Origin of the sequence: Gordonia rubripertincta (genome assembly GCF_038024875.1) — a bacterium.
Lineage (GTDB): Bacteria > Actinomycetota > Actinomycetes > Mycobacteriales > Mycobacteriaceae > Gordonia > Gordonia rubripertincta.
Genome location: NZ_CP136136.1, coordinates 4,853,779 through 4,869,918, shown reverse-complemented (window position 1 = coordinate 4,869,918; position 16,140 = coordinate 4,853,779). Strand labels below are relative to the sequence as shown.

Below are 16,140 nucleotides of genomic sequence, written 5' to 3'. Positions count from 1 at the left end.
ATGAACACACAGACACCCCGAGAGGTCGTCACCGAAGCCCGCACTCACCCGCGGCTCGCCTCCGGTGATGACGAGCGATTCGCCGGCTACGGCGTCATGGGCCTGCCGTTCGAGTCAGGCCACTATCTGGCTCTGCGCGACATGGTCGCCAGTTCCATCGGACCCGCGTACCGGTCCGTCTGGCATCGAGATCCACGCGGACACTGGACGCTTTACACCACCACCGAACCCGATCAGAGTTGCCCGCGCTACTTCGGTGCGGGCGCGACCACGAGACGGGTTCCAGCGATCAACGTCGGCTGGACCGACGACCGGACGTTCGAGGTGACTATGGGCGACATCCTCCGCTGGACAGTCGAGCTGGCCTCGTCGCCGGCGACGCGGCTGATGACCACGCTGAGTGGTGCGACGCCAACCGCAGCGTGGCGCAGCCGGACCGTGCTGCACGCCATCGGCCCCATGGCGACGCTCATGCTGCACGCCGGCCGAATCCGCATGTGCGCCCGAACCCCCAACGGGCCGCAGTTCCGCGGAACACCGCTGTACGTCTGGCGCGTCGTCGATAGCCGGGCGTGGCTGGAGGATGAGACATTCGGTCCGCCCGCACCCCTCGACGAACAGATCAGCATCGGCGACATCCCACTCCCGCAACGCGGACTGTTCTTTGTCGGCCGGTCGGCCTTCGACGCACCCGCCGTCGCAGACGACACCACGGACGCTTTCACCGACACCGGAGTACGGACATGACCACGACAGAATCGCCGTCACCAGCGGACACCGCCTCGGCGACAACCCTTCTCACCCGCACTGTCTACCTCGTCTACGGGGTGGTGGCCTACGTCGTCTTCCTGGCGGTGTTCCTGTGGGCGATCGCGTTCGTCGAGAACGCCTCGATCGTCGTCGGCGGCGTCGAGGTCGTGCGGCGGACCATCGATCGTGGCGGGGCGTCGGCGGGAGTGGTCACCGCGCTGACGATCGACGTCGGATTGCTGACACTGTTCGCCGCCCAGCACAGCGTCATGGCGCGCGACGGATTCAAACGACAGTGGACGCGGCTCGTGCCCCAACCGATCGAGCGCAGCACATACGTCCTGGCGGCGACCATGTGCCTGGCAGCTCTGCTCTGGTGGTGGCATCCGATCCCCACGACAGTCTGGGACGTGTCCACGCCTGCACTGCGGTGGGTTCTCGTCGCGGCGGCGTTGTTCGGCTGGATTCTCGTCCTGACCTCGACGCTCCTCATCAACCACTTCGATCTGTTCGGTCTGCGTCAGGTGGTCGCCAGCGCACGCCGGCGACCGCTTCCGCCGTATCGGTTCATCACGCCCCTCTGGTACGGGATCGTGCGCCATCCGATCTACCTGGGCTTCGTCATCGCATTCTGGGGTGGCGCCGACCATGACCGTCGGGCATCTGGTGTTCGCCTGCGCGACAACGTCATACATCTTCGTCGGCACCCACCTCGAGGAACGGGACCTGATCCGGGCGTTCGGGACGGACTACGTCGAGTATCGACGTCGCGTCCCGATGCTGGTGCCCGGGCTACGTACGCGTCGAGCGTCATCACGGGCGCACGCACAGGTCGGCTGACACCCGAGGCGATGAGCGCGACAATGAACGCCATGAGCCCGCAGACGGTGCTGCCACGTCGCGTCGAGGTGCTGGCCGGCCTGTCGGTCGCCATCGACCTCGGGCTTGGCCAGCCCGCCGAGCACATGCTGCGGTCGGCGGTCATCGCCACACGACTGGCGCGCCGCCTCGGGCTCGACCGATCGCAGCAGGACACCGTCTACTACGCGACGCTCGTCATGTGGATCGGCTGTCACGCCGACTCCGCCGAATACGCGCGCTGGTTCGGCGACGACATCGCGGTGCGCCGCGATGCCTATCTCGTCGACTGGTCGGGACTCCCGTACCTGCGTTTCCTCGTCGGCAATCTCGGTCGCGGAGAATCACTTCCGCATCGTGTGAAGACCATGGCCGAACTCTTCCGGGATTCGCGCGGCAACTTCGCGGCACTGGTGCACTCGCACTGTATGTCGGCGGCTGCCCTGGCCGGCCACATCGGACTGGGTCCCGACGTCGAGCAGGCGATCACGTACACCTTCGAGCGATTCGACGGGGGAGGCCTCCCCGGCGGGGTGCCGGGCGCGGAGATCCCGATCGAGATGCGGGTGGCGCAGCTTGCCGACATGGCCGAGGTCCACCAGCGCACGTACGGCGTCGACGGAGCAATCGCGATGGCGCGGAGTCGTCGGGGAGGGCACTTCGACCCAGACGTCGTCGATGCGTTCGCCGACGATCCCGCTGGGCTGTTCCCGGCCGACTCCGACGATCCGTGGGAACTGGCGCTGGCCATCGCGCCCGACGCAGAGTTGCGCCTCGACGATCCGGGGCTCGACCACCTACTGCTTGCCATCGGTGACTTCGTCGACCTGAAATGTCCCTTCGCGCTGGGTCATTCACGCGCAGTGTCGGCGCTCGCCGAGTCGGCTGCGGGGCACCTCGGTCTCGAGCGGTCGGAGATCGACGCGACCCGTCGTGCGGGCTGTCTCCATGATGTCGGGCGGATCGGGGTGTCGAACCAGATCTGGTCGAAGGCCGGCGACCTCACCGCGGCGGAGTGGGAGCGCGTTCGGATGCACCCGTATCTCACCGACCGCGTCCTCACGCGCATCCCGGGGCTCCGGGACGTGGCGCGCATCGGCCGGACCCACCACGAGCACCTCGACGGCACCGGCTACCCGCTGGGGCTCAGCGGGTCGGCGCTCGGGCAACCGGAGCGCATTCTCGGTGCCGCCGTCGCCTATCGGTCGGCGGTCGAGCCGCGGCCATATCGGGAGGCGATGTCAGCGGAGGAGGCGGCCGCGCGGTTGAAGCGCCGCGCCCATCGCGGAGAACTCGACGCCGACTGCGTAGCGGCCGTCCTCGTCGCTGCGGGTCACGCACGGACACGCACACGACGCACCGACGCGCTCACGCCCCGGGAGCGGGAGATCCTCGGACTCGTCGCGCGCGGGTTGTCCAACCGGGACATCGCGTCGAAGCTCGTCCTGAGCGAGAAGACGGTCCGCAACCACGTCGAGCGGACGTACACGAAGATCGGGGCGTCGAACCGGGTGGGTGCCAGCCTGTACGCGCTGGAGAACGGGCTCGCGGGGTCGGGGTGAGGGGCCGGTCCGAGCTCCGCGAAAAGCCCCCGGAAAGCGCCCCTGGGATGCACCCTCCAGAGGACAATGGCTGACGATATGTCGTCGGCACCGTCGCACAGGGCCGATCCGAGGGGCGCTTTTCAGTGCAGGGTCGAGCCGAGTGCGCGTCGCGGTAGCCCCCGCAGATATGTCCGCCCGATCTGGCACGATGAGCGGGTGACCGATCGCCTGCACCTGCTCCTCGGAGACGACGACTTCCTGACCGGCCGGGTGATCTCCGCGGTCGCCGAGGCGACGTCGAAGGAAGCGGGCACCCAGGTCCCGGTGACCCGGGTGCGTGCCGGTGACGTCAGCGAGCACGAGCTCGCCGAGCTGCTCAGCCCGTCGCTGTTCGCCGAGGAACGCGTCGTCGTCATCGAAGCGGCGGCAGAGGCAGGCAAGGAGCCGGCTGCGCTCATCGCGGCGACGGCCACATCCCTGCCCGACGGCATCACGCTGATGGTGATCCACTCTGGTGGCGGTCGCGCAAAGTCGATGGTTCCGGCGTTGAAGAAGTCCGGTGCCGTCGAGCACGCGACCACCGCACCGAAGTGGGCATCGGACCGAATGACCTTCGTCCGCAATGAGTTCCGCTCGCTGGGCGTGAAGGTCAGCGCCGACGTCGTCGAGCAGGTCGTCGAGAGTGTGGGTTCGGAACTGCGTGAACTGGCTGCCGCATGCGCCCAGCTTGTCGCCGACACCGGCGGCAAGGTGAACCGCGAGAGCGTGCAGCTGTACTACCAGGGCCGGTCCGAGGTGACCGGCTTCGAGGTCGCCGACAAGGCGGTCCTGGGCGATCGCGCGGGTGCGCTCGAGTCGCTGGCCTGGGCGATGCACCACGGCGTGCCGCGCGTCCTCCTGGCCGACGCCCTCGCCGAGGCCGTTCACGCCATCGCCCGCATCCGCCCGATGGGTTCGATCGACCACTTCGCCGCCGCCTCCGAACTCGGCATGCCGCCCAACCGGGTCAAGGCCGTCCAGGCGAAGGCCAAGGCCTGGGATTCGGAGTCGATCGCCCGCGCGGTCGGCGTCGTCGCCAAGCTGAACGGCGACGTCAAAGGACAGGCGGCAGACGCCGACTATGCGCTGACCCACGCCGTCGCGGCCGTCGCGGATCTCCGGCCGGACGGTCGACGCCGGAGCTGAGCCGGCACTGGGTATCGCCAGGCGACACCTAGTGCCGACTGTCTGAGTCTCTTTCAGTGGATCGGCGGGAGCGACTCAACCGCGCGCGGCCGGGCGGGCGGTATCTATCAGCAGAGAAGAACGACGATCACCCCGGCAACCGCGTGGATGCTGCCGGGGTGATCGTGAGTATGAACATATGGCGGCGCGCTATGCGCCGGGACGACCCGGGGGTCGGGGTGGGTCAGCTCAGAGCTTGTTGACCGCGAGAGCGATGGCCGACTTCTTGTTGGCGGCCTGGTTCGCGTGGATGACACCCTTGCTGGCGGCCTTGTCGAGCTTGCGGCTCGCGGCCTGGCCGAGCTCGGTGGCCTTGTCCTTGTCGCCGGCCTCGACGGCCTCGCGGAAGCTTCGGATCGAGGTACGCAGTGCCGACTTCACCGACACGTTGCGCTGCCGGTTCTTCTCGTTGGTGCGGTTGCGCTTGATCTGAGACTTGATGTTCGCCACGCGTGTTACCTCTGTCGTTGCTGGTGGATATGTCGGTCTGTTCTGGTCGGGCGGCGGACCGGTTGGCCCGAACTCGCACCGCGCGGCGTCGGCGCGTGAAGGATCTTCACGGCGTCACCGCAACAGCGGACAACATTACCAGCCGGGATCAGTCAGCCCAAAATCCGTCGGCGGGCCGATGCGCGCCGAAAAGAATCATCGTGGGCAAAAGTCTAGGCTCGAGTCATCATGTCCGTCGTTTACGTACACATCGGCCTTCCCAAGACCGGCACAACGCACCTGCAGGATCGACTCTGGCGCAACCGTGACCTGGCGTTACAGACGTCAGGGTTGCTCTACCCGGGCAATGTGATCTCCGATCACTTCCACGCCGCCGTCCACCTCCAGCCGGAGCGCTACCTCGACTGGGCCGACCCGGCCTTCTCCGGGGTGTGGCCCAAACTGCTCGGGCAGATGCGGGCCTGGCCGCAGACCTCGCTGCTGTCGCATGAGCTCTACAGCACCGCGACGAACGACCAGATCGAGCGGCTTGTGGCCGATCTGTCGTTCGCCGACGAGGTCCACGTCATCGCGACCGTGCGCGACCTCGCCCGCCAGCTCCCGTCGGTCTGGCAGGAGAACGTCAAGAACCAGCGCCGTGCCTCCTTCGACGAGTTCGTGGACGCGGTCGCGTTCGCGGCCGAGTCGAACGCGGTGGGCGAGGCGTCCGCAGACGGTGCCGGTCCGCTTGTCGAGGACGAACCGTTCTGGGAGTTCCAGAACCACGTCGGCATCCTCGCGAAGTGGGCGAAGTTCGTCGGACCCGAACGCGTCCACGTGGTGACCGTGCCGCGCGGTCGTCCGGAGCCGGGTGACGGCCTCTGGGATCGCTTCCTCCGCGTGATGGAGGTCGACCCGGCACCGTTGAACATCCCGGTGCCCAGCCTCAACAGTTCGCTGTCGGCGTCGCAGGCCGAGTTCCTCCGCGGTCTGAACCAGCGCCTGCAGCCGGAGACCATCGAATGGCGCCGCTACGAACGCATCATCAAGGGGCAGGTGATCGGCGAGATCCTGTTCGAGGCACGCTCGGGCGCACCCCAGGGGTTGACGGTCAAGCACCGGCAGTGGGCCGCCGCGCAGGCGGCCACGATGGTGGAGGCCGTACGCAGCGCGGGATACGACGTAGCGGGTGACCTTGCCGACCTCGACGTGTCGCCGGACGGTGCCGCCGCCGACGCGCCGATGCCGTCCGACCGGGAGGTGCTCGACGTGGCTCTCGACACGATCGCCTCGATGGTCCTCGCCGCTCCGCTGCCCAAGGTCGGACCGCCGGTGAAGACGCGCGCAGCCAATGTCCTGCGGCGGGTCAAGCGCCGCGCCCTCGCGATGCGACGCTCGCTCTGAGGCGCCGGCGCGCAGTGCGCACGACACGGTCTGCCAACCGTCGTGCCGATTTCGCGGTTATGCGGCACCATGGCAATTTATGACCCCCGCATCGACAAGTACGCCCGCCAAGAAGGTGGCGCGTAAGTCCGCATCCGCGAAGACAACGACGTCGAGCTCGTCCGGGAAGGCGGCCTCGGGCCGCTCCGGATCGTCGAAGAGTTCGGGGTCGGGAGGCAGGTCCGGCAAGTCGAGCGGTGAAGAGAACTTCACCGGGAACTTCGGCGGGTACTCAAAAGGCCCGTACGGCAAGGCATTTGACGAGATGTTCGATGCCTCGGGGGATGTGCGCACCCCTTATCGCGGCATCTACAAGGCGATGGCGGACGAGGACTCGTCCGACCTGGTCGAGGCCCGCGTCGAGGCCCTGGGCCGCGCGTACCTCGATCAGGGTGTGACCTTCTCGCTGTCCGGCAAGGAACGCCCCTTCCCGTTGGACGTTGTGCCGCGCGTGATCTCGGCCGGTGAATGGAGCAAACTCGAAGCGGGTATCACCCAGCGGGTGCAGGCCCTCGAGCTGTTCCTCGACGACATCTACGGCGAGCAGGAGATCCTGCGCGACGGCGTGCTGCCGAAGCGGCTCGTCCACTCCTGTGAGCATTTCCACCGGCAGGCCGCAAACATCCGGCCGCCCAACGGCGTTCGCATCCACGTCGCCGGAATCGACCTGATCCGTGACGAGAACGGTGACTTCCGGGTCCTCGAGGACAACCTGCGGTCGCCGTCTGGTGTCTCGTACGTGCTCGAGAACCGCCGTGCGATGGCTCGCGTGTTCCCTGATCTCTTCTCCAAGCACCGCGTCCGTGCGGTCGCCGACTATCCGAGCCACCTGCTGCGTGCCCTGCGGGCGTCGGCGGCGTTCAACGAGGCCGACCCGAACATCGTCGTGCTCACCCCGGGCGTGGCGAACTCCGCGTACTTCGAACACTCGCTCCTCGCACGCCTGATGGGCGTCGAGCTCGTCGAGGGTCGAGATCTGTTCTGCCGCGACAACGTCGTCTACATGCGCACCACCGAGGGCGAACAACGCGTCGACGTCATCTACCGCCGCATCGACGACGACTTCCTCGACCCGATGCAGTTCCGCCCCGATTCGATGCTGGGTGTCGCCGGACTGCTCAATGCGGCCCGCGCCGGCAACGTGGTCATCTCGAGCGCGGTCGGCAACGGCGTCGGCGACGACAAGCTGATCTACACCTACGTCCCGGAGATCATCGAGTACTACCTCGGTGAGAAGCCGAGTCTGCAGAACGTCGACACCCTGCGCTGCTGGCTTCCCGAGGAGTGCGAGGAGGTCCTCGACCGCATCGACGAGCTCGTCGTGAAACCCGTTGAGGGATCGGGTGGATACGGAATCGTCTTCGGGCCCGAGGCCACCAAGGCGGAGCTGGACACCCTGGCCCGCAAGGTGCGTAACGACCCGCGCGGCTGGATCGCACAACCCGTCGTGCAGCTGTCGACGGTGCCGACGAAGATCGGCAACGAGATCCGCCCCCGTCACGTCGACCTGCGTCCGTTCGCCGTCAATGACGGCGAGTCGGTCTGGGTCCTGCCCGGTGGCCTCACTCGCGTCGCCCTGCCGGAGGGATCGTTGGTGGTGAACTCCAGCCAGGGAGGTGGTTCCAAGGACACCTGGGTGCTCGCCAGCCGGACGTCGGAGGCCGAACGCGAACTCTCCGGCGCGAAGGTGGTCACCACCAGTGGCGTCGCCGCGGCCCGGCCCGCCGACAATGCCCCCGACCCGGTGCACACCCAGACCCAACAGCAACAACAGGGCGCGTCCTCCCGGTCGCGGTCACCGGGCAAGCAGTCCCAAGGTCTCGTCGGCATGACTCAGCAGCAGGGAGGTGACCCCCGATGATGTTGGCGCGCAACGCCGAATCCTTGTACTGGATCGGCAGGTACGTGGAACGCGCCGACGACATGGCGCGCATCCTCGACGTCGCGGTCCACCAGCTGCTCGAGGACACCACCGTCGACGTCGACCAGCAGGCGCGCCTGATCATCCAGGTGCTCGGGCTCGAGGCGCCGGAGACCGACGAGGAACTCGACGTGTGGTCGCTGACGGAACGGGTGGCCTACGACGCCGACGCGGTCGGGTCGATCGTCGACCTCATCCGCGCCGCGCGTGAGAACGCCCGCGGCGCACGGGAAGTCACGTCGAGTGAGCTGTGGGAGTGTCTCAACACCACCTACAACGGACTCGACGCCGCCGAACGCCGCTCGCGCCGGCTCGGTCCGCACGAGTTCCTCTCGTATGTGAAGAACCGGGCGGCCATGTTCGCCGGTCTCGCCGACGCCACCCTCAGCCACGACGACGGCTACCGCTACCTGCTGCTCGGCCGTTCCGTGGAACGGGTCGACATGACGATCCGAATGCTGTTGTCGCGTGCGGGGGATCGCACGTCGTCGCCGGCCTGGGTCAACGTGCTGGTGTCTGCCGGCGGCCACGACACCTTCCTGCGCACCTACCGCGGCGTCCTCGACGCGGAGAACATCGTCGAGTTCATCCTGCTCGACCGTCTGTTCCCGCGGTCGATCTTTCACGCGCTCAGCGTCGCCGAACGCAACCTCGGCCAGCTCGAGAAGGGGCCCAGCCGCGTCGGCGCGCAGGCCGAGGCCCAGCTGCTGCTCGGCCGGGCACGGAGTTCGCTGGAGTTCCTCGAACCCGGCGAGCTGCTCGACGGACTGCAGGAGCGGCTCGTCGATCTGCAGGACACCTGCCGTGCCGTCAACGAGGCGGTCACCAAGCAGTACTTCCATGTGTCGCCGTACGTCTCGTGGGCCGACACCCGCGTCAGCGACAACCAAGTCATCGAGGAGAGTGAACTGTGAGCTGGCGTCTGCGCGTCGTCCATTCGACCGGTTTCGCGTACCACAGTCCCGTCACCTCCTCGTACAACGAGGCCCGGATCACGCCCCGCAGTGATGCCCGGCAGAACGTGATCGTCAATCGTGTCGAGACCGTCCCGGCCACCAGGTCGTACCGCTACACCGACTACTGGGGTACCGCGGTCACCGCCTTCGACCTCCACGCACCGCACGAGGAGCTCGAGGTGTCGGGCATGTCGGTCGTCGAGACCGACGCCGGACAGCGTCCGGCCGAGGAAGACCAGGCGTCGTGGGAGGACATCCGTAGTGAGGCCACCATGGATCGCTACGACGAGATGCTCTCCAACACGACCTATGTGCCGAAGAACCGGCAGTTGATCGCAGCGGCGAAGAAGGTCGCCAAGGGGCTCACCCCGGGGGAGACGGTCGAGGCGCTGTCCCGATACGTCCACGAGGAGATGGAGTACGTCCCCGGCACCACGGGCGTGCACACCACCGCCGTCGACGCGTGGAACGAACGCAAGGGTGTCTGCCAGGACTACGCCCACCTCACCCTGGTGATGTTGCGCGGCCTGGGGATTCCGGCCCGCTATGTGTCGGGGTATCTGCACCCGAAGCCGAATGCCGCGATCGACAAGACGGTCCAGGGTCAGAGCCACGCATGGATCGAGGCCTGGACCGGTGGCTGGTGGGGCTACGACCCGACCAACGACACCCCGATCACCGAACAGCACGTGTCGGTCGGCGTCGGCCGCGACTACGCGGACGTATCGCCGCTCAAGGGTGTCTACACCGGCGGCGGCGCAACGGATCTCGACGTCGTCGTGGAGATCACGCGGCTGGCGTAGGGGAGTGCTCAGCCGTAGGGGAGTGCTCAGCGCCAGCCGAAGCGCGACCTGAGTTCGTCGGCGACCGCGTCGAAGCGGCGACGGTCGAGGATGGCGCCCTCGCGTCGGATGCCGTCGGAGTCGACGACGAGGACGCGGTCGAGGCGGACGAAGCTCGGCCGGTTCTGTGAGTCCCAGCTTCCGGTGCCGACGGCGAACCAGTCGTCGTCATCCTGGTGATGGTCCTTGCTGGACAGCATGAGTCCGAGAACGTCGTCGGCCGTGCGCGCGTTGGCGTCACGGCCGACGACGAGCACCGGGCGGTCCTTGCCCTGGCTGGGGTCGTCCTCGTAGGCGACCCAGGTCCACACGATCTCGCCGGGGTCGGCGTCGCCGTCGAGTTCGGGGTGGTAGCTGATCGTGCGGGCGACCTCGGCGGTGGGGCGGAAGCGGGACCGGATGTTGCGGCTCGTCACGCCCGAGATTCTTCCATCAGGAACTCGTCGACCGCGTCGGCGGTCAGCTGCGCGGTCGGCTTCCTCTTCGGGTTCAGGTCGTGGCCGACCTTCTCGAGTTCGACGATCCGCGTCGGCGCGTCGATCAGGCCGATGGCCGCGGCCATCTCCTCGGTGGTGCCGAACGGGTCGGTGCTGCCGTGGACGACGAGGGTCGGCACGGTGATCGACGGCAGGTGCTCGGTGCGCAACCGGTCGGGCTTGCCCGGCGGGTGCAGGGGATAGGAGCTGAGGAGGAGGCCGTCGGCGAGGTCGGTGCCGTCCTCGGCGACCGCCATCGACGCCTGACGCCCGCCGTAGGAGTGGCCGCCGACGAACAGCGGGCCGTCGGACTCGTTGCGGAACCTCGCGCAGGCGGCGCGGATGCCGTCGCGGTCGGCCGGCGATGTCGAGGGGCTCGGCGGTCCCTTGGGCCGGCGCCGGCGATAGGGAAGGTCGATTCGGGCGACGACGTAGCCGCGTGAAGCGAGTTCGTCGGCGAACGCGCGCAGGATGACCGCGTCGCGGTTGCCGCCCGCGCCGTGCGCCAGGACGATCGTGGCGCGGGGAGTGCCGTCCGGACGGTGCACGTCGGCGGCGACGTCCTCGGCCTCGACGGTGGTGATGGTGGTCGCCGGCTTTTTCGACTCGGCGGGCTCGGCTGTCACGGCTGCCACGGTAGCGCCCCGCCATCCGCTTGGGCACCATTCGCGGCGCTCATGAGAACATGGTGGTCAACGTACGTGTCCATCCTCGAGGAGTAGTTCCAATTCCCACCTTCGCCGACCAGACCTTCACCGACCCGGCGCGCATCCGGAACTTCTGCATCATCGCCCACATCGACCACGGAAAGTCGACGCTGGCCGACCGGATGCTGCAGCTCACCGGTGTCGTGGAAGAGCGCCAGATGCGGGCGCAGTACCTCGATCGCATGGACATCGAGCGTGAGCGCGGCATCACCATCAAGGCGCAGAACGTGCGATTGCCGTGGCAGCTCGACGGTGACGACTACGTCGTGCACCTCATCGACACACCCGGTCACGTCGACTTCACCTACGAGGTGTCCCGTGCGCTCGAGGCGTGTGAAGGTGCGGTTCTCCTCGTCGACGCCGCGCAGGGCATCGAGGCGCAGACGCTCGCCAACCTGTACCTGGCGATGGAGAACGACCTCACCATCATCCCGGTCCTGAACAAGATCGACCTTCCCGCGGCCGACCCCGAGCGGTATGCCGCCGAGCTCGCCCACATCGTGGGCTGTGAGCCCGAGGACGTCCTGCGGGTGTCCGGCAAGACCGGCGTCGGCGTCGGCGAACTGCTCGACGAGGTCATCCGCAAGGTGCCCGCCCCCGTCGGGAACGCCGACGCCCCGGCACGCGCGATGATCTTCGACTCGGTCTACGACACCTACCGCGGCGTGGTCACCTACGTCCGTGTCGTCGACGGCAAGATCGTGCCGCGCGAGAAGATCCAGATGATGTCGACCGGTGCGACGCACGAACTGCTCGAGGTGGGCATCGTGTCGCCGGAGCCGAAGGCCACCCAGGGCCTCGGCGTCGGCGAGGTCGGCTACCTCATCACCGGCGTGAAGGACGTCCGACAGTCGAAGGTCGGCGATACCGTCACCAGTGCGCGCAACGGCGCGAGCGAAGCGCTCACCGGCTACCGCGAACCGCGACCGATGGTCTACTCGGGTCTGTACCCGATGGACGGGTCGGACTATCCGGTCCTCCGTGAGGCGCTGGAGAAGCTGCAACTCAACGACGCCGCGCTCACCTATGAGCCGGAGACGTCGGTGGCGCTGGGATTCGGATTCCGTTGCGGCTTCCTGGGTCTGCTCCACATGGAGATCACCCGCGAGCGTCTCGAGCGCGAGTTCAACCTCGACCTCATCTCGACCGCACCCAACGTGGTGTACCGCGTCGTGATGGAGGACGGCTCCGAGCACATCGTCACCAACCCGTCGGACTGGCCGGAGGGCAAGACCCGCCACATCTACGAGCCGGTCGTCAAGACCACCGTGATCGCGCCGAGCGAGTTCATCGGCGCCATCATGGAACTCTGCCAGTCGCGTCGCGGCGAGCTCGGCGGCATGGACTACCTGTCGGAGACCCGCGTGGAACTCCGCTACACCCTGCCGATGGCCGAGATCATCTTCGACTTCTTCGATTCGCTGAAGTCACGCACGCGTGGCTATGCCTCCCTCGACTACGAGGAGGCCGGTGAGCAGGAAGCCGACCTGGTCAAGGTCGACATCCTGCTGCAGGGCGAGGCCGTCGACGCGTTCAGTGCGATCGTCCACCGCGAGGCGGCCTACGCCTACGGCAACAAGATGGCGCTCAAGCTCCGCGAGCTCATCCCACGCCAGCAGTTCGAGGTCCCGATCCAGGCGGCCATCGGGTCGAAGATCATTGCGCGCGAGAACATCCGAGCGATCCGCAAGGACGTCCTCGCGAAGTGCTACGGCGGCGACATCAGCCGTAAGCGCAAGCTGCTCGAGAAGCAGAAGGAAGGCAAGAAGCGGATGAAGACCATCGGCCGCGTCGAGGTCCCGCAGGAGGCGTTCGTCGCGGCGCTCTCCACCGATGCAGCAGGTGACAAGCCGAAAGGGAAGTAGATGACGGGGCAGGACAGCGCAACCAATCCGGTACTGGCACAGAGTGATCTGCCCTACGATCTACCGGACTTCGCGTCGATCTCCGACGACGATTTCCTGCCCGCCTTCCGCGAGGCGATGGCGTCGCATCTCGCCGAGGTCGAGGCCATCGCCGCCGACCCCGCCGCACCGACCTTCGCCAACACCATCGAGGCGCTGGAACTCTCGGGTCGCGACCTGGCCCGCGCGTCGGGGATCTTCTTCAACCTCGTGGGCCCCGACACCAACCCCAAGCGCAACGAGATCTCCCAGGAGCTCTCGACGCTGCTGACCGACCACGGCAACACGATCGCGATGAATCCGGTTCTTTTCGGCCGGATCTCGGATCTCTTCGCCCGTGCCGACGAACTCGACCTGACCGAGCCGCAGCGTCGTCTGCTCGACAAGCGGTACCGCGAGTGCGTGCGCGCCGGGGCCGGTCTGCCCGAGGCGGAGCAGGAGGAGATGCGTCAGATCGCCTCCCGGCTCGCCTACCTGACGACCACCTTCTCGCAGAAGATCCTCGACGACACCAACGACTCGGCGGTCCTCGTCGACGATGTCGCCGACCTCGACGGCCTGTCCGCCGGCCAGATCGCGGCCGCTCGACGCGCGGCGGCCGACGCCGGTCACGAGAGCGGCCACCTGATCACCCTGGAACTGCCGACCAGCCAGTCGGTGCTGACCGAGCTGACGAATCCCGCCGTGCGGCAACGGGTGTTCGACGCATCGGTGAACCGCTGCTCGCGTGGCAACGACCACGACACCCGCGAACTCGTCCTCGAGATCGTCCGTCTTCGGGCTCGCCGTGCCGAACTGCTCGGGTACCGCGACCACGCCGAGTTCGTCATCGCCGAGCAGACCGCACCGGACCCGTCCGCGGTCGACGACCTGCTCCGTGAGCTCAACGAGTCGGCGATGCGCGCCGGGGGGCGGGAACTGACGCGGCTCACCGAGTTCGCCGACGACGCCGAGATCGGACCCGCCGACCTGACCTTCTGGCTCGAACGCGAGAAGCAGGCCCAGTCCTCGGTGCCGCTCGACGGTTTCGCCGACTACTGCGAACTCGACACCGTCCTGACACGCGGAGTCTTCTACGCCGCCAACAAGTTGTACGGCCTGACCTTCGTCGAACGCACCGGGCTGCCCGTCTATCACCCCGACGTGCGGGTGTGGGAGGTTCGGGACGACTCCGGTACCGGCATCGGACTCTTCCTCGGCGACTTCTACGCGCGGCCGTCGAAGCGCGGCGGTGCCTGGATGAACAACATCGTCGACCAGTCGTCGGTGCTGCAGACCCAGCCGATCATCGTCAACGTCCTGAACCTGACGAAACCCGATGAGGGGCAGCCGTGTCTGCTCACCATCGATCAGCTGACGACCCTGTTCCACGAGTTCGGGCACGCCCTGCACGGTCTGCTGTCGTCGGTGGAGTATCCGTCGCAGTCGGGCACGTCGGTGCCGCGCGACTTCGTCGAGTTCCCGTCGCAGGTCAACGAGATGTGGTCGCTGCACCCCGATGTGCTCGCCAACTATGCGCTGCACCACTCGACCGGTGAGGCGATCCCGGCCGAACTGGCCACCGCCGCAAGGGAATCGGCCGGCGCCGAAACCGCGCACGGGACCATCGAATACCTCGCCGCGTCGTCGCTCGACCTGGCCTGGCACCGGCTGACGGTCGAGGAGGCCGCGGCTGTGACCGATGTCGAGGCGTTCGAGGCGAAGGCACTGGCCGAGGCCGGCCTGCAGACCGACCTGATCCCGCCCCGCTACCGCAGCGCCTACTTCAACCACATCTTCGGCGGTGGATATTCGGCCGGTTACTACAGCTACATCTGGTCGGAGGTCCTCGACGCCGAGACCGAACAGTGGTTCCTCGCCGCGGGCGGCCTGGAGCGCGACAACGGACGACGCTTCGCCGAGGCGACGCTGTCGCGCGGTGACAGCATCGACCCGCTGGTGTCGCACGAGGCGCTGATCGGCCGCAAACCGCAGATCGAACCGCTGCTGCGTCGTCGGGGGCTCGCGGCCTGAGCCGCGTCCGACCATGACGAGCGGGCAACGCCAGAACCTCGTGCGGTTCGCGGTGCTGAGCATCGTGACCGCCCTGATCGTGTTCGGTCTCAAGCTGCTGGCCTGGTGGATCACCGGATCCGTGGGCCTGCTGTCCGACGCGCTCGAGTCGATCGTCAACGTCGTCGCGGCCGTGGGCGCGTTCGTCGCGCTCCGGGTCGCCGCGAAGCCGCCGGACCGGGGACACAACTTCGGGCACACCAAGGCCGAGTACTTCTCGGCGGTCTTCGAAGGTGTTCTGATCGTCGTGGCGGCGGTGATCATCGTCGTGACCGCGGTCGACCGGCTCATCAACCCTCGCGAGCTCGAAGAGGTCGGACTCGGCCTCGGCATCTCCGTGGGCGCCACGGTCCTCAACGCGGCGGTGGGGTTGATCCTCATCCGCGCCGGCCGCAAACACCGGTCACTGACCCTGGAAGCCGACGGCAAACACCTGATGACCGACGTCGCGACCACCGTCGGCGTCCTCGTCGGTGTGTTCCTGGTCGCGTTGACCGGCTGGCTGCCGCTCGACCCGATGATCGCCATCGCGGTCGCGATCAACATCATGGTCGTCGGCACCCAGCTCGTGTGGCGCTCGAGTGCGGGCCTGATGGATTCCGCGCTTCCCGCCGAGCAGCGCACCTCGATCGACGACGTGCTCGAGCGGCACCGCGCCGACGGCATCGTCTTCCACGACATCCGCACCCGCGAGGCCGGTCACGAGCGGTTTCTGCAGCTCCACATGCTCGTGCCCGGTGAGTGGTCGGTGCAGCGCGCCCACGATCTCACCGAGGTCGTCGAGGACGAACTGCACGCGGCGGTCCCGGACCTGAACATCACGACACACGTCGAACCGGTCAACGATCCGCGCGCCTACGAGGACTGGCGACTGGAATAGGAACGGGCGCCCTGACCATGGCCTGCGGGAAGTTTTGATCTCACTGATTTGAACTCCGGCTACGGCCCGGCAGGTTGCTAGCGTAGTCCGGTCTCCGCCGGTCACAGCCCTCATTCGACCGGCCCCGCCGAGTCTTGGAGGAAGAGTGAGCGCT

Annotated in this window: 13 protein-coding genes and 1 pseudogene; 11 read left to right on the top strand and 3 right to left on the bottom strand. The window is 67.4% G+C overall.

All coding sequences use genetic code 11. The features are described from left to right. The 4 genes and pseudogenes from RVF83_RS22155 to holA all read left to right on the top strand — a co-directional run bounded on the left by RVF83_RS22155 (position 1) and on the right by holA (position 4,337). Positions 1-747 (top strand): hypothetical protein, encoded by a 747-nt coding sequence (locus RVF83_RS22155; protein WP_005199333.1) that lies wholly within the window; start codon positions 1-3, stop codon positions 745-747. Further along, a pseudogene (mddA, locus tag RVF83_RS22150) lies at positions 744-1,590 on the top strand (methanethiol S-methyltransferase). Before RVF83_RS22155 ends, mddA begins: the two are co-directional and overlap by 4 nt. 23 nt (positions 1,591-1,613) lie before the next feature. Beyond that, on the top strand, positions 1,614-3,170 hold the full coding sequence (locus tag RVF83_RS22145) for an HD domain-containing phosphohydrolase (RefSeq protein ID WP_005199331.1): 1,557 nt from the start codon (positions 1,614-1,616) through the stop codon (positions 3,168-3,170). A gap of 198 nt (positions 3,171-3,368) precedes the next feature. Next, entirely contained in the window at positions 3,369-4,337 is a 969-nt protein-coding gene (holA, locus tag RVF83_RS22140) for a DNA polymerase III subunit delta (RefSeq protein ID WP_005199330.1), read from the top strand. A 228-nt stretch (positions 4,338-4,565) separates the two neighbouring features. Here the strand turns inward: holA and rpsT are convergent, their stop codons facing one another. Next, entirely contained in the window at positions 4,566-4,826 is a 261-nt protein-coding gene (gene rpsT / locus RVF83_RS22135; protein ID WP_005199329.1) for a 30S ribosomal protein S20, read from the bottom strand. A gap of 228 nt (positions 4,827-5,054) precedes the next feature. On the opposite strand from rpsT, the gene RVF83_RS22130 reads away from it, so the two are divergent. The 4 genes from RVF83_RS22130 (at position 5,055) to RVF83_RS22115 (ending at position 9,928) form a co-directional block, all read left to right on the top strand. Further along, complete coding sequence (locus RVF83_RS22130; protein WP_005199328.1) at positions 5,055-6,209, top strand: hypothetical protein; 1,155 nt, start codon at positions 5,055-5,057, stop codon at positions 6,207-6,209. A gap of 79 nt (positions 6,210-6,288) precedes the next feature. Then, complete coding sequence (locus RVF83_RS22125; RefSeq protein ID WP_039880663.1) at positions 6,289-8,109, top strand: circularly permuted type 2 ATP-grasp protein; 1,821 nt, start codon at positions 6,289-6,291, stop codon at positions 8,107-8,109. Then, on the top strand, positions 8,106-9,083 hold the full coding sequence (locus RVF83_RS22120) for an alpha-E domain-containing protein (RefSeq protein ID WP_005199325.1): 978 nt from the start codon (positions 8,106-8,108) through the stop codon (positions 9,081-9,083). The genes RVF83_RS22125 and RVF83_RS22120 overlap by 4 nt, the downstream gene beginning before the upstream one ends. After that, the gene (locus RVF83_RS22115; RefSeq protein WP_005199324.1) at positions 9,080-9,928 is read left to right on the top strand and encodes a transglutaminase family protein; all 849 of its coding nucleotides are present in this window, start codon (positions 9,080-9,082) and stop codon (positions 9,926-9,928) included. The genes RVF83_RS22120 and RVF83_RS22115 overlap by 4 nt, the downstream gene beginning before the upstream one ends. A gap of 26 nt (positions 9,929-9,954) precedes the next feature. Here the strand turns inward: RVF83_RS22115 and RVF83_RS22110 are convergent, their stop codons facing one another. Together RVF83_RS22110 and RVF83_RS22105 are read right to left on the bottom strand one after the other, a co-directional pair. Further along, positions 9,955-10,383: a type II toxin-antitoxin system PemK/MazF family toxin gene (locus RVF83_RS22110; protein WP_005199323.1), complete on the bottom strand. Its 429-nt coding sequence runs from the start codon at positions 10,381-10,383 to the stop codon at positions 9,955-9,957. Next, the gene (locus RVF83_RS22105) at positions 10,380-11,078 is read right to left on the bottom strand and encodes an alpha/beta fold hydrolase (RefSeq protein WP_005199322.1); all 699 of its coding nucleotides are present in this window, start codon (positions 11,076-11,078) and stop codon (positions 10,380-10,382) included. Before RVF83_RS22105 ends, RVF83_RS22110 begins: the two co-directional genes overlap by 4 nt. 50 nt (positions 11,079-11,128) lie before the next feature. Here RVF83_RS22105 and lepA point away from each other — a divergent pair, with 50 nt between their 5' ends. The 3 genes from lepA to RVF83_RS22090 are packed head-to-tail and all read left to right on the top strand — an operon-like array spanning position 11,129 to position 15,986. After that, a complete protein-coding gene (gene lepA / locus RVF83_RS22100; RefSeq protein ID WP_039880661.1) occupies positions 11,129-13,015 on the top strand; it encodes a translation elongation factor 4 in 1,887 nt (628 codons plus the stop codon). Next, positions 13,016-15,067: a M3 family metallopeptidase gene (locus tag RVF83_RS22095; protein WP_005199320.1), complete on the top strand. Its 2,052-nt coding sequence runs from the start codon at positions 13,016-13,018 to the stop codon at positions 15,065-15,067. A gap of 13 nt (positions 15,068-15,080) precedes the next feature. Next, complete coding sequence (locus RVF83_RS22090) at positions 15,081-15,986, top strand: cation diffusion facilitator family transporter (RefSeq protein ID WP_005199319.1); 906 nt, start codon at positions 15,081-15,083, stop codon at positions 15,984-15,986. The last annotated feature ends 154 nt before the right edge of the window (positions 15,987-16,140 follow it).